Origin of the sequence: Methylovirgula sp. 4M-Z18, assembly GCF_037890675.1 — a bacterium.
Classification (GTDB): domain Bacteria; phylum Pseudomonadota; class Alphaproteobacteria; order Rhizobiales; family Beijerinckiaceae; genus 4M-Z18.
Map to the genome: position 1 here is coordinate 3,624,248 of NZ_CP149574.1, position 16,159 is coordinate 3,640,406.

11 protein-coding genes are annotated in these 16,159 nt (G+C 61.0%); 8 read left to right on the forward strand and 3 right to left on the reverse strand.

The genetic code is table 11. The annotated features are described in order from the left end of the window. Window positions 1-7 precede the first annotated feature (7 nt). From V9T28_RS16815 to V9T28_RS16835, 5 genes are all read left to right on the forward strand, one after another. The gene (locus V9T28_RS16815) at window positions 8-1,384 is read left to right on the forward strand and encodes an aspartate aminotransferase family protein (protein ID WP_116400184.1); all 1,377 of its coding nucleotides are present in this window, start codon (window positions 8-10) and stop codon (window positions 1,382-1,384) included. 70 nt (window positions 1,385-1,454) lie between these two features. Further along, window positions 1,455-3,065 carry an ABC transporter substrate-binding protein gene (locus V9T28_RS16820; protein ID WP_116400185.1) on the forward strand — a complete coding sequence of 537 codons (1,611 nt, stop codon included), beginning with the start codon at window positions 1,455-1,457 and terminating at the stop codon, window positions 3,063-3,065. 75 nt (window positions 3,066-3,140) lie between these two features. Continuing rightward, complete coding sequence (locus V9T28_RS16825) at window positions 3,141-4,091, forward strand: ABC transporter permease (RefSeq protein WP_116400186.1); 951 nt, start codon at window positions 3,141-3,143, stop codon at window positions 4,089-4,091. Next, window positions 4,088-4,939: an ABC transporter permease gene (locus V9T28_RS16830; protein ID WP_116400187.1), complete on the forward strand. Its 852-nt coding sequence runs from the start codon at window positions 4,088-4,090 to the stop codon at window positions 4,937-4,939. The genes V9T28_RS16825 and V9T28_RS16830 overlap by 4 nt, the downstream gene beginning before the upstream one ends. Then, a complete protein-coding gene (locus V9T28_RS16835) occupies window positions 4,939-6,582 on the forward strand; it encodes an ABC transporter ATP-binding protein (RefSeq protein WP_116400188.1) in 1,644 nt (547 codons plus the stop codon). Before V9T28_RS16830 ends, V9T28_RS16835 begins: the two co-directional genes overlap by 1 nt. A gap of 21 nt (window positions 6,583-6,603) precedes the next feature. Here the strand turns inward: V9T28_RS16835 and V9T28_RS16840 are convergent, their stop codons facing one another. Beyond that, window positions 6,604-7,083 carry an Lrp/AsnC family transcriptional regulator gene (locus tag V9T28_RS16840; RefSeq protein WP_116400326.1) on the reverse strand — a complete coding sequence of 160 codons (480 nt, stop codon included), beginning with the start codon at window positions 7,081-7,083 and terminating at the stop codon, window positions 6,604-6,606. Window positions 7,084-7,330: 247 nt separating this feature from the next. Between V9T28_RS16840 and V9T28_RS16845 the strand changes: the two genes are divergently transcribed. The 3 genes from V9T28_RS16845 to V9T28_RS16855 all read left to right on the forward strand — a co-directional run bounded on the left by V9T28_RS16845 (window position 7,331) and on the right by V9T28_RS16855 (window position 13,147). Further along, window positions 7,331-8,659, forward strand: coding sequence for an NAD(P)/FAD-dependent oxidoreductase (locus tag V9T28_RS16845; protein ID WP_116400327.1), 1,329 nt, complete (start codon window positions 7,331-7,333; stop codon window positions 8,657-8,659). Window positions 8,660-8,921: 262 nt separating this feature from the next. Next, a complete protein-coding gene (locus tag V9T28_RS16850) occupies window positions 8,922-9,089 on the forward strand; it encodes a hypothetical protein (RefSeq protein WP_158554758.1) in 168 nt (55 codons plus the stop codon). 2 nt (window positions 9,090-9,091) lie between these two features. Then, a complete protein-coding gene (locus V9T28_RS16855) occupies window positions 9,092-13,147 on the forward strand; it encodes a glycosyltransferase (protein WP_116400189.1) in 4,056 nt (1,351 codons plus the stop codon). Window positions 13,148-13,300: 153 nt separating this feature from the next. Here V9T28_RS16855 and V9T28_RS16860 read toward each other — a convergent pair whose 3' ends face one another. Then, window positions 13,301-14,839 carry a methyltransferase domain-containing protein gene (locus V9T28_RS16860; RefSeq protein WP_116400190.1) on the reverse strand — a complete coding sequence of 513 codons (1,539 nt, stop codon included), beginning with the start codon at window positions 14,837-14,839 and terminating at the stop codon, window positions 13,301-13,303. A gap of 71 nt (window positions 14,840-14,910) precedes the next feature. Next, complete coding sequence (locus V9T28_RS16865) at window positions 14,911-15,957, reverse strand: class I SAM-dependent methyltransferase (RefSeq protein ID WP_158554759.1); 1,047 nt, start codon at window positions 15,955-15,957, stop codon at window positions 14,911-14,913. Between the last annotated feature and the right edge of the window lie 202 nt (window positions 15,958-16,159).

Genomic DNA, 16,159 nt, shown 5'->3' on the forward strand with positions numbered 1-16,159 from the left:
ACACCTTATGCTCACCAACTCGCTGATCGAACTCGACCGCGCGCATCTCGTGCATCCGGTCGCTTCCTATCGCGGCCACGAAAGGCTCGGTGTGCGCGTTCTTGACTCGGCTTTCGGCGCCACCGTCGTCGATGCCACGGGGCGTCACCTGATCGATGGCTTCGCCGGTCTGTGGTGTGTCAACGCCGGCTATGGCCACAAAAGCATTGTTGAAGCGGCGACAAACCAATTGCTGAAGCTGCCCTATGCCACAGCTTATTTTGGTCTCGGGTCCGAACCCGCCATCCGCCTCGCCTCCGAACTCGCCGACCGGGCGCCTGGCGACTTGAAGCACATCTTCTTCACCCTCGGCGGTTCGGATGCGGTCGACAGCACGATTCGCTTCATCCGCTACTATTGGAACGCCAAGGGCCAACCGCAACGCGATCAGTTCATTTCGATCGAAGCCGGCTATCACGGCTCCTCGACCGTGGGCGCCGGCTTGACCGCCCTGCCCGCGTTCCATGCCGGTTTCAGCGTGCCGCTCGATTGGCAGCACAAGATTCCATCGCACTATGCCTATCGCAATCCTGTCGGGACGGATCCGCAAGCGATCATCGACGCGTCCGTCGCAGCCCTGCGCCAGAAGGTCGAAGACATCGGCGGCGCCGAGCGCGTCGCGGCCTTTTATGCGGAGCCCGTGCAGGGATCCGGCGGCATTCTGGTGCCGCCGAAGGGCTGGATGAAGGCCATGCGCGAAGCTTGCCGCGAGATGGAGATTCTCTTTGTCGCGGACGAGGTGATTACCGGCTTCGGGCGAACCGGCCCATTGTTCGCCTGCACCGAGGACGAGGTCGTTCCGGATTTCATGACCACCGCCAAGGGGCTGACCTCCGGCTATGTGCCGATGGGCGCTGCGTTCATGGCCGACCATGTTTACCAGACGATCGCCGACAGCGCCGGTGAGACGGCTGTGGGCCATGGCTACACCTATTCCGCGCATCCGGTGAGCGCCGCGGTGGGCCTCGAAGTGCTGAAACTCTATGAAAACGGCCTGCTCGCGAACGGACGCAGGGCCGGCGCGCGCTTGATGGCCGGCCTTGAAAGCCTGAAGGATCATCCGCTTGTCGGTGACGTGCGCGGCCGCGGCATGCTCGCGGCAATCGAACTCGTCGTCGACAAAGCCAAGAAGACCCCACTTCCCGCTGCGGCACAGCCGGCGCGCCGCATTTTCGACCGAGCTTGGGAAAGCGGATTGGTGATCCGCGCCTTCGCGAATGGCGTGCTCGGTTACGCCCCGCCGCTGTGCTGCACCGACGCTGAAATCGATTCCATCGTCGAACGCACACGCAGCGTCCTCGACCAAACCTTAGCCGATCCGGATGTGCGCTCGGCCATGAGCTAATCAACTCGGAGAGTCCTTAACCGCGCCTTCGCATCACCGCATACCATCAGCTAAAAAGGGGAGAACCAACATGAAAAATACGACGACGAATTGGACGCCAACCGACGACGCGATGATTGAAAATGCCATCCGCCGCGGTGCTACCCGCCGCGAACTGCTGCAGATGATGCTCGCAGGCGGCGTGACCTTGGCGGCAAGCTCGGCCATTCTCGGCCGCTCGGGCGCGGCACTCGCGGCAACCCCGGTCAAAGGCGGCGCTCTGAAGGCTGCCGGCACGTCCGCCTCCACGGCCGACACGCTCGATCCGGCAAAGGCATCGCTCTCGACCGATTACGTTCGCATCTGCGCATTCTACAACCGCCTCACGTTCCTTGATAAATCCGGCACGGCGCAAATGGAGCTTGCCGACAGCTTCGACACCAAGGACGCCAAAGTCTGGACGGTCAAGCTCAAGAAGGACGTCACTTTCCACGACGGCAAGACCCTCAGCTCCGCCGACGTCGTCTATTCGCTCAACCGCCATCTCGACCCGAGTGTCGGCTCCAAGGTCGCCAAGATCGCCAAACAGATCGCTTCCGTGAAGGCGATCGACAAGAATACCGTCGAAATCACGCTCGACCAGCCCAACGCCGACCTGCCGACCATTCTCGGCATGCATCACTTCATGATCGTTGCCGAAGGCACAACGGACTTCTCGAAGGGCAACGGCACCGGCGCTTTCACGGTCGAACATTTCGAACCGGGCGTGCGTTCGGTCGGATTGAAGAACAAGAATTATTTCAAATCGTCCGGCGCGAATGTCGACAGCTTCGAATTCTTCGCGATCAGCGATGAAACCGCCCGCGTGAACGCGCTGCTGGCCGGCGACATTCATCTGGCCAACTCGATCAATCCGCGCTCGATGCGCCTTGTGGAAGCGCAGAACGGCTTCCAGCTCAGCCGCACGTCGTCGGGCGGATACACGAACCTCAATATCCGTCTCGACCTGTCGCCCGGCGACAAGGCCGGTTTCATCGAGGGTATGAAGTACCTCGTCAATCGCGAGCAGATCCAGAAATCAGTGCTGCGCGGGATGGCGGACATCGGCAACGACCAGCCGATCTCTCCGGCCAATCCCTATTACAACGCCAATCTGAAAGCCAAGGCCTTCGATCCGGACAAGGCCAAGCACCTTTTCGAAAAGGCGGGCGTTCTAGGCCAGTCGATCCCGATCGTCGCGTCCGAGGCGGCCGATGATTCCATCGAAATGGCCGTTGTCATCCAGCAGGCCGGTGCCGACATCGGCATGAAGTTCGACGTCCAGCGTGTGCCGTCCGACGGCTATTGGGACAAATATTGGCTCGTCGCCCCGATCCATTTCGGCAACATCAATCCGCGCCCGACGCCGGATATTCTGTTCTCGCTGCTCTACGGTACTGAAGCACCGTGGAACGAAAGCCAGTACAAGGATCAGAAATTCGATAAGATGCTGCACGAAGCCCGCGGCCTGCTCGACCAGGCGAAGCGCAAGGAAATCTATGACGAAATGCAAGTCATGGTTTCCGAAAACGCCGGCACCATCATTCCGGCCTATATGGCCAACGTCGATGCGCTGTCCGGCAAGGTGAAGGGCCTTGAACCCAACCCGCTCGGTGGCATGATGGGCTATGCTTTCGCCGAATATGTCTGGCTCGAAGCCTAACTTGAGTCTGAGCCGGGAGCTTAAGCTCCCGGCACCGGTTGGCGATCCGAAAGGTACGGCGGATGGAGCATTGACGTGAACGGACAGGTTCTTTCCCTCGTGACAAGTCGTCTGGCGACGACGCTTGTCACCCTCTTGATCGTCTCCTTTGCTGTGTTCTTCGCAACCAGCATGCTCCCCGGCGACACAGCAGCTATTCTCCTCGGTCAGGCAGCTACGCCTGAGGCCGTAGCAGGCCTGCGCAAGGCCATGCATCTCAACGATCCGGCGATCATTCGATATTTGCGCTGGATCGGCGGTCTCTTTTACGGCGATCTGGGAACCTCCTACGCCAACAACATGCCGGTCGCCCAGCTTATCGGCGGCCGTTTCGTCAATTCGATGAAGCTTGCCGGGGTCACGACACTGTTCTCGGTTCCGCTCGCGCTTCTGTTCGGCATCACCGCGGCGATGTTTCGCGGGTCGCTCTATGACCGCGTCGTTACGTTCTTCACGATCGGACTGATCTCCGTGCCGGAATTCATGGTGGCGACCTCGGCCGTCCTGATCTTTTCGGTCTACCTCAAATGGCTGCCCGCGCTTGCTTTCGCGAATGAGATTCATTCGTTTGGTGAACTCTTGCGCGTCTTTGCGATGCCGGTGATCACGCTGACCTTCGTCGTCGCAGCGCAAATGGTGCGCATGACCCGCGCCGCGGTGATCGAAACGTTGAACACGCCCTATGTCGAAATGGCGTTGCTCAAGGGCGCCTCCCGTCCGCGTCTCGTCTTGCGCCATGCGCTGCCGAATGCGCTTGGCCCGATCGTGAACGCCATGGCGCTGTCGCTCTCCTACCTCCTCGGCGGCGTCATCATTGTCGAAACGATCTTCAACTATCCGGGAATCGCCAAGCTGATGGTGGATGCGGTTGCGACCCGCGACCTGCCACTCGTCCAAAGCTGCGCCATGATTTTCTGCCTCGGCTTCCTGATCCTGACAACGTTCGCCGATATCGTCGCCATTCTTGCCAATCCGAGGTTGAGATGACCGCCATCAACGAGACAGCGCAAAGAGTGGCTCGCCCGCGCTATAGCTTCAGCGCGACCGGTATCTTCAGCTTCACCATCATCCTGATTTGGACGCTTGTCGCGATCTTCGCACCGCTCTTGACCCCTTACCCGATCGGGAAAATCGCCGATTTCGACTATTTCGGCCCGATGAGCAAGGCGTTCTGGCTGGGCAGCGATTATCTCGGCCGCGATGTGCTTTCCCGCATCATCATGGGCGCACGTTTTACCGTTGGCATCTCTCTTGCCGCTGTCATGATCGCCTGTGCGAGCGGCGGCGTGCTTGGCATGGTCGCAGCAGTCTCCGGCGGCTGGACCGACCGACTGCTCAGCCGATTTCTCGACGCGATGAATTCGATCCCGAGCAAGCTGTTCGGCCTCATGATGGTGGCGGCTGTCGGTTCGTCCATTCCCGCATTGATCGTGACGCTTGCGATCATCTACACACCCGGTTCCTTTCGCTTCGCCCGCTCGCTTGCCGTCAATGTCAATGCGATGGACTTCATGACCGTGGCGCGGATCCGCGGCGAGGGCGTGCTCTATCTCGTCGTGTCGGAGATTCTGCCCAACATTCTGGGGCCCGTGCTCGCTGATTTTGGCCTGCGGTTCGTTTTCATCGTCCTCTTGTTGTCGGGCCTTTCGTTCCTCGGCCTTGGCGTACAGCCTCCGAACGCGGATTGGGGCGCGCTGGTGCACGAAAACATCGGCGGCCTTGCCTTTGGCGCACCGGCTGTGATTTTTCCATCGATTGCGATTGCAAGCCTGACCATCAGCGTCAATCTGCTGATCGACAATCTGCCCCGCAAAATCCGTGACCGGAGCGAATGATGGCGAACCTCATTGAAATTCGCGAACTCAGAGTCGAGGCGACGACCGATTCCGGCCGCAAAGTGGAAATCATCAAAGGCGTCAGTTTCGATGTCGCGAAAGGGGAAATTGTCGCCCTCATCGGCGAGTCGGGGTCGGGCAAGACCACGATTGCGCTGACGATGATGGGATACGCCCGCCCCGGCTGCGCGATGATCGGCGGCAGCGTGACCATCGCAGGGAGGGACATGATCCAACTGTCGGAACGCGAACGCGCCGACCTCCGCGGCTCGAAGATTGCTTATGTGCCGCAAAGCGCCGCGGCCGCCTTCGATCCGGCAATGAAGATCATGGATCAGGTGCTCGAAGTCGCGCGGATCCATTCGCTGATGCCGGCGGTGAAAGCCAAAGCCCGTGCAATCGATCTGTTTCGCGCCCTGTCGCTGCCCGAGCCGGAAACCATTGGCGATCGCTATCCCCATCAGGTTTCGGGCGGCCAATTGCAGCGCGTAGCGGCGGCGATGGCGCTGATCGGCGATCCCGAACTCGTCATCTTCGACGAACCGACAACGGCACTGGATGTGACAACGCAGATTGAAGTGCTGCGCGCGTTCAAATCGGTCATGCGCAAGGGCGACATCGCCGGCATCTACGTATCGCACGATCTCGCGGTGGTCGCACAGATCGCCGACCGGATCGTCGTGCTGCGCGGCGGTGAAGTGCAGGAAGTCGGCAAGACCGGCGAGCTCATCGAAAACGCCAACCATCCCTACACGAAAGAGCTCTTGGCCGCCTTCGAGCCAAAGCCACGCTTGCTGGATCACCAGCAGGAAGCTGACGGCAAGACGCTGTTGAGAATACAAAACCTGATCTCCGGCTACGGCGGCACCGGCGCCGACGGGATGCCGGTGATTCCGGCGGTACGTTCCGTCAGCCTCACGTTGGAACGCGGGCGCAGTCTGGGCATCATCGGCGAGTCAGGGTGCGGAAAATCGTCGCTGGCGCGCACGATCGCCGGCATCCTGCCGGCGACATCCGGCAGCATCGCCTTCAACGGTCGCGAGCTTGCTGCCGATGCGCGCGCCCGCTCGCGCGATCAGCTTCGCGAGATGCAGATCGTCTTCCAGCATGCCGACACCGCGCTCAATCCGGTCAAGCCGGTCGAGGACATTCTGGGCCGTCCCCTTGCCTTCTATCACGGCATGTCGCGCGCCCAACGGCACCAGCGCGTCGATGCGCTCCTCGACATGGTCAAATTGCCAAAAGCCTTGCGCCATCGGCGTCCCTCTGAGCTTTCGGGGGGACAGAAACAGCGCGTCAACTTTGCGCGCGCGCTTGCCGCCGAGCCGAATCTCATTCTGTGCGACGAGATCACGTCAGCGCTCGATACGGTCGTCGCGGCCTCCGTCCTCGACCTCCTTAAAGAGCTGCAACGCGAGTTGGGGCTCTCGTACCTCTTCATCAGCCACGATCTCTCCGTCGTCGAATCCATCTGCGACGAAATCGCGGTGATGTATGCCGGAGAAAAGGTCGACACGATCATTCCGGCGCAGCGGCGCGGGCCGACGCATCCTTATTCGCAATTGCTGTTCTCGTCGGTTCCCAAACTCGATCCGGGTTGGCTGGAATCCTTGCCGCAGAGCACCGCGTCCGCGAATCGATAAAGCCTTATCCGCGGATGCAGATCATGACATCGGGAAAAGACTTGGCAGCGGCAAATGCGCTTTGACGATCGGAGACTTCAGCACGACGAAGCTGAAATATTTGTCGATGCCGATCTCCATGTCGATCATGCGCTCCATGATGGTCTGATATTCGCCGATGCCCGCCGTGACGAATTTGAGCAGATAATCGTAGCCACCGGAGACCAAATGACATTCGATGATCTGATCGATCCGGTTCGCCGCCGCGAGAAAACGGGCAAAATCGATCTGCCGGTGGTTTTTCAGCGTAATTTCGGTGAACACCGTCAGGGTTTGGCCGAGTTTGCTCAAATTGACTTGTGCGGAATAACCTTCGATGTAGCCTTCCTGCTGAAGTTTCTTGACGCGCATGAGGCACGGGCTCGGCGAAAGACTGACGAGTTCCGCCAGCTCGACATTGGTGATGCGGCCGTTCTTTTGCAACTCATGAAGGATCTTAACGTCGATCCGGTCGAGTTTCATCGCGTCCTTTCGGTCGGAGACAATATTCGCGGCGCCGGCGGCACAAAATGCCGCCCCAAACATGAATCCTATCATGGCATTCGTCGAAGTCCAAGCAAGACTGGGGCTAGGAGCAAGCATATTCGTCTGCCCGCAGCGTTTCGTGCGACAGATTGTACTGTTTATCGCCGATCTGCAGAACCTTCGGCGGGCGATTGGCGTGAAAATGGCTTATCGCGCCGTCCATCTCTATGCGGAGAAGAAAACCATGCCTGCGCCGCTGCAGTCCGTTGAAAGCACCTCCGATCTTCCGGACTCTGCCGACACTGTGGTCATCGGCGGAGGGATCGTCGGCGTGTTTGCGGCTTATTACCTCGCCCAGCGCGGCCTGAGAGTCGCCCTCGTCGAGAAGGGCTCGATCGGCGCGGAGCAATCGAGCCGCAACTGGGGGTGGTGCCGACAACAGAACCGCGACGCGCGGGAATTGCCGATTTCGACAAAAAGTCTCGACCTGTGGGAGCGTTTTGCCATCGACAGCGGCGAGGACACCGGCTTCAGGCGCTGCGGCCTGACCTATCTCAGCAACGACGAGCGCGAGCTCGAAGGATGGGCGCGCTGGGGACAGTTTGCGCGGACGGCCGGCGTTACGACCCATATGCTCGACAGCCGCGAAGCAGGTGAGCGGGGCCGCGCGACGGGGCGTAGCTGGAAAGGCGGCGTCTTTTCGCCGACCGACGGCACGGCGGATCCCTCGCGCGCCGCGCCCGCCGTCGCCCGCGCCATCATGGCGCTTGGCGGCACGGTTCATCAGAATTGCGCGGCGCGCGGGCTGGAGCTTTCGGCGGGGCGGGTTAGTGCGGTTGTGACCGAGCGCGGCGCGATCCGAACGCCCACGGTCGTGATGGCCGGCGGGGCATGGGCATCCTCCTTCTGCCGCCAACTCGGGATCCGTTTCCCGCAGGCCTCGATCCGCTCCTCGATTCTATCGGTAACCCCGGCCACGTCGAACGATCTGCCCGATGCGCTCCATACGGCGCAGGTCTCCGCCACGCGGCGCGGCGATGGCGGTTTCACGCTCGCGATCAGCGGACGCGGCCAAGTCGATCCAACGCCGCAACTGCTACGCTTTTCCCAGCAATTCCTGCCGATGTTTGCGCGCCGTTGGCGCGCCCTCTCCCCGGGTGGTTTGCAGGGCTGGTACGCCGGCCACGAGACGCTCGAGCGTTGGCAGCTTGACCGTCCCACCCCGATGGAGGGTAACCGCATTCTCGATCCGAAACCTGACATGGCGACCATCCGCTTAACCTATGCACGCGCCTGCCAGCTTTTGCCTGCGTTAAAGGCAACCCGCATCAGTGCGGCTTGGGCGGGCTTTATCGACTCGACACCAGACGGCGTGCCGGCCATCGGCGAGGTCACCGGTCTCCCCGGTTTCGTGCTCGCCGCCGGTTTCAGCGGCCACGGATTCGGAATCGGCCCCGGCGCCGGTCATCTGATCGCCGATCTCGTCACCGGCAAGGCGCCAATCGTCGATCCGAGTGCATACCACCCCGACCGCTTCGCCCGGTCGGCATGGGGTAAGGTCGCTGATTTTTGATCTCCTATTCCGCTGGCTGACGGACCAACGCCCTCTTGCAGATGCCAGAGAGCGGCCTTTTGAGCTGAGCGAAATGTCCGCGCCCTAGCTCAGCGCTCCGTTCGCTCGCGGCCAGGTTGTGGCCAACCCGATCTCCACAATTATTACAGAACATCGACTTTACCTTCGCGCGACATATACTATTCTGTGCATAATTTGTGGGAAGATCGCGCGAGATCGTGTGGGCTAACGCACGTGTGCGATTTTGAATGGGGAGCGTGTCGTGCACGACCTGGATGCCGGTTCAACCTTCATGAATCGGGGCCGTCCCGATCCAGCTCCGTTCCACGACGCCTGGACGACGATCCTTGCGCCGTTTCTGCGACGCGGCGCCACCGACAGGCAGCCGCTGGCCCAATTGCTGGGCGAGTATAACGAGCATCGCTCGTGAGGATGCATTGGGGCCCGAGGCCTTTCAAACCAGATCTCGCCGCGGATGGCGGCGTACCGGTCGGTGGCGCGTTCACCGAATTGCTCGACCTCGTGTTTGATCCGCTGAGCTATGCGCATTTCTATGAGGATCTCCAGGCGGCATCCGGGGCAGATCCAACATTCCACTTCACGCGCCATTTCATCCAGTGCGGGGCAGCAGAAGGGCGCTCGCCTTCGATCTATTTCGATGTCGACTATGTCCAGCGTTGGCTAGCGCGCAGCGATAGTGTCGCGATCGAGCCAGGCGAGGTCTTTGCCCGTTTCGCGGCACTTCCTACAGCAGCGCGCTTCGTACCGAACCGCTGGTTCAGCCCCTGGGTGTTCCGGCAATCCTATGGCAAAAGCTACGCGGGGCTTGCCACGTGCTCCGATTATGATCTCTTCGTTTTCTACATGCAAAAAGCCGCCGTCGCTGCCCTCTCTCCCTGCGGCGCATTCCATGAGGCGGCTTATCGCGCGCGTTACCCAGATGTTGCGGCCGCGATCGAACGTGGGGAATTTCGTTCGGGGTTTCAACATTTCGTGCTGTTCGGCGCAGCCGAAAGCCGCGACAACTTGCCAGGCTTCGGAAACGCGGCGGAAGAGGCCGCATGGCTTCTGTCCGGCCAGGCCGGGCTGGAGCGCGGAGTCTGGTGGTTCGATGAAGCTTTCTACCTCTCTGCCTACGACTCCGTCCACGAATTGGTGCGGCGTGGGCACGTGAAATCCGGGCTCGAGCACTACCTTATCGCCGGGTTGCGTCAAGGGCGCGTGCCCAATCCGGCTCTGTTCGAGCGCCTCCCCAAAAAAGACGTTGAGGAACCCTGGACGGCGCTCGAAGCGTCGTTAGCGAACGAACGGCCGCGGAGCACGAAGATCACGATGGCGTGCGCCTGCGCCGTGCTGGAGCATGTGATCACGCACGAGGGTACGAGTGCAAAGCGACGCGTCACCGAGGCATTGTGGCCCTTGGTGGAGAAGCCAGCCGTCATGGGCACCTTCGACGCACGGCGTTATTTGGCGACGAACAGCGATCTCGCCCCCTCCGTGGACGCGGAAGAGCATTGGCGCAAAATCGGTTTCTACGAAGATCGGATCGCTCCAGGCACGAATCCGTTCGGCGATCGCGCGGTGCAGTTCGCCGACGTGCTGGCTTGGAAAAGCGGGGTCAACTTTTTCGGCCCGGTCAGCGCCATGAACGGCCTTGGAAATGCCGCACGCGGCTATGCCGAAGCTTTGCGCGCCGTCGATGTGCCGTTGAACGTCTATGACACGTCGGCGCTCTTGCACCCTCACCTGTTCAGCGATCTCGCGGCGGCCGAAGATCTCGCCTATTCGATCAACTTTTTCTGCCTGAACGCCGATCAGGTTTTGACCTTCGCGCGGAAATACGGGTTCGGCATCTTTCATCACCGCGCCAATGTGCTCGCGCCGGTCTGGGAGCTGGCCGCCCCCCGTCCGGAGTGGCGCAGTGGTCTCTCTGCCTTCGATCTCATCGTGACGCCGAGCCGCTTCTGTGCGTCATCCTTCGAATTGACGACGGACCTGCCGATCGAAACGGTCCCCTACGTCGTCGATGCGGCAGCGTTGCGGGAAGCCGCCGCCACGACAGCGCCCAATCCCTGGATTGCACAGGTGGAGGCCGCGAAACAGGCCGGGCAACGCGTGGTTCTGTTCGTGATGGATGCATCCTCGTACACGGCGCGAAAAGGCGTTGATCGCTTTCATGCTTTGGTTGAGCGTGTGCAGGCCTCGCGCCCCGGCCAATGTCTTTTCGTTCTGAAGTCGCACTCGCGGGACATCTCGCTCCGCCAGCCCGGCGTTCAGGCCGGGGGATGCGTGCTGACGATCAACAGCATACTCAACTTCACCGATCTGTGCCGGCTGAAGGCGGCGGCCGACGTCTATGTCTCGCCGCACCGGAGCGAGGGCTTTGGCCTCAATATCGCGGAGAGCATCCTGCTTGGCGTGCCGGCGCTGTGCTCGGCGTATGGCGGCGCCACGGATTTGCTGGGCGAAGACTATCCCTACTTGATCAACGGCGCGCTGGCCGAGGTTGGCTCAGAGATGGGCCCGTATGGCAAGCATGCGATTTGGTTCGAGCCCGACGTCGAGGATCTCGCGGCGAAACTGATCGCACTGTTATTCGGACCGTCGGACCACCAACAGGGAGGTCCGGCCCGGCCGAATCCGACGTTCCTGGCCGCAGCGGAAAGATTGCAAGCGGCGCTCGCGCCAAAGACCGTTGGCACACAATTGCGCGACGCGCTTGTGCGTTTTTGCGCCTACGGCGCAGAGCACGCGGCCAATCCGCTGCAGGCCTTCGCCGGGCTCGCAACGGCGCGGCATGACGAATGCTTCTCGCTCGGCCATGTCGAGAAAGAGACGCAGCATTCGCCGGACACGCCAGGATTGGAGCGGCTCGCCGAGATCGCGATGGCAGCGATGCGCCCGCACTTTTCAATTGTCACGCCCACATTCAATACTCAGCCCGCCTGGCTGGAGGAGCTGTACGACGATCTGCTACACCAGTCTGATCCCGCTTGGGAGTGGTGCATCTGCGACGATGGTTCAACCCGGGCGGATACACTCGCGGCGCTGCGCGCGCTCCGGCGCCGGGACGCGCGGATTAAGCTGAAGATCTTTAGCAAAAATCGGGGCATATCTGCTGCGACGAACGCCGCCGCAGCGATCGCCACAGGCAAGCATCTGATCTTTATTGACCATGACGACCGCGTCGTGCCCGAACTGCTCGCGACCTACCACCATGTGCTACAGGACGACGAGACACCCTGTGTCCTCTATTCCGATGAGGACAAGCTCGATGCTTCCGGACGGCGCTGTGACCCCTATCACAAGCCCGACTGGTCACCGGAACACATCTTGAGCTGCATGTATGTGCTGCACTGTTTGTGCGTGCGCAAGTCGCTGTTCCTGGAACTCGGGGGCTATCGTACGGCCTATGACGGCGCGCAGGACCATGACTTTGTCCTGCGCGCGTCCCGCGCCGGCGCGCCCATCCGCCACGTGGACCGCATTCTCTATCATTGGCGCATCTCGCCGAATTCCGCTGCTGCAACGATTGGTGCCAAAGGCTTCGAAGTCGCCGCAGGGCATCGTGCGGTTGCAGACCATCTTCAGAGTCTGGGGCTTGAGGCCAAGGTCGAAAGCGGGCTCGTGCCGGGGACATATCGCGTTCGCCCGAAGTTGCGGCCCGGACGGGTCGCGCTCAATATCCTCACGGGATGCAAGCGCCGGGACGGCGGGTCCGTCACCTATGCCGAACATTTCGTGCGTTCGATTTTGGCGCACGAGCCGGATGTGGACTTCGAAATTCGCGTCGTGACGGATCGCGCGCAGCTCGCGCTGGCACGCCCGCTCGGTATGCTCGATCGACGGGTACAAATCGTGCCGTACGATCCCGGGCCGTGTTTCAACTTTTCGGAAAAGGCAAATTTTGCGATCTCGGGTTGCGAGATGGAGCGCGTCGTTCTGCTGAACGACGATATGGAAGCGATCGACAATGGCTGGCTCCGCGCGCTGCTCGAAATGCTGGAGCTTCCGGGCGTCGGTGTGGTCGGCGGACAATTGCTTTATCCCGACGACACCGTCCAGCATTGCGGCATCGTCCTCGGCGTCATGGATGGAGCGGCACATCTGTTCGTCGGTAAACCTGCGCGGGAGCCGAGCTACAATGCGTTCATGCAGATTGTCCGGAACTATTCTGCAGTGACCGGAGCCATGCTGGCCGTGCGGCGCTCGACGTTTGAAGCCGTGGGCGGCTTCGACCCTTCCTATCCGCTTGACTACAACGATGTCGACTTCTGCCTAAGGACGGCGGAGATGGGACTCCGCACGGTGTTCACGCCCTTCGCGCAATTGCGGCATTTCGAATCGCGATCGTTGCCGCGCCTTGTTGCCGACGGTCTCGACCGGCTCCGCTTCACGAAGCGCTGGAGCGGCGTCATGGCACGGGACCCCTACTACAATCGCAATCTGAGCCGTAAAAGCGCGAACTGCGAGCCGATCTTGCCTTGAGTAATCGGTCCGCCCTGGCGACATAATGCCAAAGGTCGCGAGCAGCGACCTTTGGACCGCTCTTCATTTTTCGCTCCCGCCTTGAAAAGGCGAAAAATGAAGAAAAGAACCAACGGTCACTCTTCGTGACCGTTGGTATTACATTGCATCCGCTCAGGTTTTACGCACCAGCCAACTGTCCTGCACCGGCGTGCCCGCGGAGCCTTCCGGCCGAAACTCGACCGGCGTCAGACCGCAGGGCATCAGCATCGAAAGCGACACATAAGCGAAGGGGTGGAAGGCGCCGTAGAAATTCGATCCTGGATCGTCGCCTCCCGAGATAAACGCGCCGCGATCGAACAGAGATTGCTGGGCCGGACTCAGGGTATGGCGATAACCGACACCATGCGTGGTGAAATAGATATGACCGCCGGGGCGCACGATGCGCGTAAGTTCGGCAAGCCACGGGCGCTGCATCGCCTCGGGCAGATGGGTGAAGACCGAGAGCGCATAGACGAAGCCGAAATGCGCATCCGGATAGGGCAGCCGTGGTTCGAGCCCGTTGATTGCGACATGGGCGAAAGGAAGGTTCTCGCGATCCCAGGCAATTGCATCGCCATTCAGATCGGTGCCGTACACTTCGATGCCGGGGCACGTGATCCAGTAGCGCAACACACGCCCGACGCCGCAGCCGAAATCGAGCAGGCGACCGATGCTGACGTCACTCACTCCCGCGCGGGCGAGCGTCGCCCGAATATCGAGAAAACCGGCGCGACCGAGCCTGAGAAAGACGTCAAGATCCTCGGTGCCGGCAACGAGGTGCCGGAGTCGTGGCGGCGGCACGGGCAATGTCTCAGCCGCACCGAGGTCTGCGGCCTCGGCCGGTGCAGAGGACAGAGGCTGCACTTGCGTCGCGGCATCGATCGTAGCGCCAGCCGACTGGCGCGTCTGCGGCTTCCGTGCGACGAGGGTCGCATGCGGCGGCAGATCCGGCGGTGTAAACGTGTCCCAAACCTGATCCGTGAAGCCGCATGTCGCCAGCATGCGCGCAAGCGCAGCAGGGCTATGATGCCACAGCCGCGAGCCGCCGCTGCCGGGCCGCGGCGCGAAAGTCACGACCGCCGGATGGCCAGCTTCGCCGGGTAACGGATCCCCCGGCTCGCATTCGACAACCACGATGATGGCGTCAGTGACGCACTGCGCGATCCGCTGCAGCGCCCGATAAGGGCTCTCCAGCCGGCTGAGCGCATCCCCGAGCAGGGCGACATCGAACGTACCGAGGTCGTTCGGCGGATCGTCGAGATTGGCATAGATCGCTTGCGCCTCATGTCCAAGCGCCTTCCGAACGAACCACCAGCTGCGGCGGACTCGTTCCAGCGTATCATCCGGCCCGATGGGTGCATCCAGGCACACCAGCTCACACGCCCGGCTGGCAGCGTAAGCGGAGATCCAGCCCGAGCCCGGTGCTAATTCCAGGACGCGTTTACCCTGAAGCGGATAATGACCAAGCCAAGCCTCTTCCATGCCGCGCAGGTCGCGCTCGCCGTGAATCTGCACGCCATCATTCAGTTGGATGGTATGCGTAAAACTGCAGTCGGCGGCGGGGACCCCCGCATAGCGATGGGCAAGCGCTTGCTGGAATTCGGGCACAAACTGCCCCACGTAGCGCGGCGCGGGCTTCGGCTGGCGATAGAAGTTAACGATGTCGGGCATGGGTTTCTGAGACCAAGAGTATTTCGTTCAAAGTTATACCGATTTCGGCGCGGCTGAAATTAAATTTAGCGCTAAGGCGGAGCAGCCTTCTCGTGTCGACGCAGCCTCACGGTATTCAGGCACGCAATTCCGGCCTTGGCGGGTTCGCTCAAATCGGCCGCGATGCCATCACCCAACATGCGGAACGGATCAAGCTGCGCGACTTCGGCGATCGTCATGCGCCCGAAGCGGTCCCTTTGTGCTATCGGCAAGCCATCGAGGTACTCGTGTAAGATCCATTGCACCGCGAAAATGGGATGTCCGTTCGGTGGCGTCGAGCAGTCGACGATCGCGGCGACATCCTCAAACAGATTGATCAAACCATTTCGGGTCATGTTGTAATAATGATCCGGATAGCCATGTACAGGCTGCAGGAACGGCACCGAGCATACGACCTCACCCCCAGGCTTGACCACGCGAACGAGTTCGCGCGCGCAAGTAAAGGGATCGCGCACGTGTTCGAGCGTCGCGAGCGAAACGACACCGTCAAAGACGCCGTCTTGAAAAGGCAAGTTCTCGCCGAGCGCGAGAACATCGGTAGAGAAATAGCGCTCGATTTCAAGATTCACGACCCGCGGCATCCGGCTCGGCCGCGAGCCGGCGCCGCAATCGAGCACCCACCCCCCCGCATCCGTGATGCGACGGATGAGGTCGAGCGCCAGCTCTTCGTAGGGATTAGATGACACATGCGTCGCCGGCGTCAGCTTGGCCTTTTGGCGCAGTTCCGGCGGCAGCATGTCGATCGTCCCTACGGATTGAGGGAATCGCGCAGCGCAGCTGGAGCAAAACACGATTGCATCGCCGAATTGAAGCGCATTCGGCTCTTTGCAAACGGGGCAGCGCAGTCGGGACATGCACCACTGTTTCGTTTGTGCCCGCAGCTCCAATTGCTCACTCAAACCGCGCAGCAACGTCTCGGTGATCGGCAGATCGCGAGACGCGACATCCGCGCCAACGCCAAGCTTAATGCTAACGGATTGATGCCCAAGCTGGTCGCCGTCGAGCCTGTCAATATCGAGCAGATTCACATCGGCGACGATGTGTCGCACAAAACCGAAGGAGGGCAGCGCTGCCGCCAAAGACTGGTTCTTGAAAAGCAGCGGTGAGATCTGTCGATCATTGATCTCAAGATGCACAGGCGAGCCTTCAACGGCAGCAGCGACCCAGCCAGAGACGCGGAACGACCAAGTATCGATGTCGGTGACCGGGGCGTCGATGAAGGCGGGCATCAGATGTGGTTCCTTTCTGGCATCGGCGTCGGCTCTTAAGAACAATGCGGCT